The following is a 1,746-nucleotide window of genomic DNA, read 5'->3' on the forward strand; positions in this document are numbered from 1 at the left end:
GCGGTCGTCAAATGCAGACAAGCCGCCAGCTCTTCTTACTGAGGAAGAACTCGTAGGGTTGCGACGGTTTGATCATCAAACCCCTACGGCAGTGGGGTTTCACAACATTACCGATGTAACTCCACGCTTTCTTCCTCGGTAATCCGCGGGTCGTCCTCCCCAGCCGTGACGGCGCATCCTCGTTCTGGTTCCGTCCGGCCTGCCCGAGTGTCTGCTCGACTTCTAGCAGGCGACGCAATACCTTGATCCTGCGGGCCGCTCTTCGTTGGTAAAGGCTTTCTGTCGGTCGGCGATCCGGCCTGCCGGGGTTGGATCCGGACTCGCCGCAGGTAGCGACTCTGCCATACCAAGAACGACCTGTGGCGACCGCTGGTACGGTCACCGGATGTTTGCTTTGCCGATATGAGGTTGCGTGCCGGGTAGGAGTACCGGACATACATGTCGACTCGATTGAGGAAGCTGGTATGCGGGATGGCATCAACAGGAATCCTGGTGAGTAACCGATGACAGCGAAGTACGAGGTTCATCGGGCCCTGGTGACCGGTGCCGGAAGCGGAATGGGACAGCTCCTCGCCCTTCGTCTGGTCAGGCGCGGCATAGACCTGATTGCGGTCGATTGGGACGAAGCCGGCCTCAAGGTCTTCAAGGATGCCGGTCCTGGAAAAGTGACGACTCATACCGTCGATGTCACCGACGCGGACGCCATGGCTGCTGTTGTGACCGCGCAGAGCCACGATCTGCTTGTGACTGCCGCTGGGATCGGGCACACGGGCAGGATCGTCGAGACTCCCGCGGCTGTGCACGCGAGGATCATGGCGGTGAATTACCAGGGCACGGTCAACACGGTGACAGCCGCGCTACCCGGGTATCTCGCGCAGGGGTCGGGCATGATCGTTCTTTTCTCGTCGATTCTCGGTTGGTTGCCGGTGCCGCAGCACGGTCCCTACGGCGCAACCAAGTCGGCGCTGATCATTTACGCCCAGACGTTGCGGCATGAACTTCGCGGGACTGGTGTAAAGGTCAGCTGTGTCTGTCCGCCGGCGGTGGCGACCCCGATGCTCGACGACATGCCCGCGGCGAAGGCGGTCTCACAGCGTACGATGATGACACCGGTGGCCGCGGTCGCCGCGATCGAACGTGGTCTCGACAGGAACCGTTTCTGGATCTTTCCAGGTGTCGCGGGGCCGGTGGCGCTTGGTCAGCGGCTGTTCCCCGGAGTGCTGCGAGTGGCAATCGGTGGCCTGATGGGCAGATAGCCGGGGGCCGCGCGAAGCGCGGTGACCAGCCGGGTGGCGAAGCCGGCCTGCACGCGAGGGCGATGTCGAAGGCAAGTGCCCATCATCCAGATCAGGTTGATCCGTTCGGCCCTGGTTCAACGGTGCGGAAATGGGGACGCTCTCCAACAAGAGGTGAACGACCATGCCATGGGCTGGGCGCGTCTTCTTTCAGGAGGGTGATAGCGATGATGTGGGGCTGGGGCTGGGGTGCCTGGCTCATGATGTCCGTGATGACGGTCCTGTTCTGGAGCCTGATCATCGCTGGTGTCGTCGCGCTCGTTCGCTATGTGGGCGGCGGTCATACCGCCGGCCACCCGGGTACCGGCAGCGGACAGGCCGATGCCGAGCATGTGCTGGCCGAGCGGTTCGCCCGCGGGGAGATCGACGAGGACGAGTACAAGCGGCGGTCTGACCTGCTGCGCACAGGCCGGTGAATCCGGTACGCGGGGGTCAGAAGGCTCGGCTGGCC

2 protein-coding genes are annotated in these 1,746 nt (G+C 63.0%); both read left to right on the forward strand.

Annotated elements, in window-relative coordinates; translation table 11 throughout:
• Positions 1–503 precede the first annotated feature (503 nt).
• The gene (locus tag U9980_RS24320; RefSeq protein ID WP_322748273.1) at positions 504–1,256 is read left to right on the forward strand and encodes an SDR family NAD(P)-dependent oxidoreductase; all 753 of its coding nucleotides are present in this window, start codon (positions 504–506) and stop codon (positions 1,254–1,256) included.
• A 206-nt stretch (positions 1,257–1,462) separates the two neighbouring features.
• Complete coding sequence (locus U9980_RS24325; protein ID WP_322770060.1) at positions 1,463–1,711, forward strand: SHOCT domain-containing protein; 249 nt, start codon at positions 1,463–1,465, stop codon at positions 1,709–1,711.
• The last annotated feature ends 35 nt before the right edge of the window (positions 1,712–1,746 follow it).

This window comes from Protofrankia sp. Cr1, from assembly GCF_963555865.1.
GTDB lineage: Bacteria > Actinomycetota > Actinomycetes > Frankiales > Frankiaceae > Protofrankia.

Coding starts and splice junctions, on each gene's coding strand:
- U9980_RS24325 (WP_322770060.1), top strand. CDS start 1,463: ATGATGTGGGGCTGGGGCTGGGGTGCCTGGCTCATGATGTCCGTGATG.
- U9980_RS24320 (WP_322748273.1), top strand. CDS start 504: ATGACAGCGAAGTACGAGGTTCATCGGGCCCTGGTGACCGGTGCCGGA.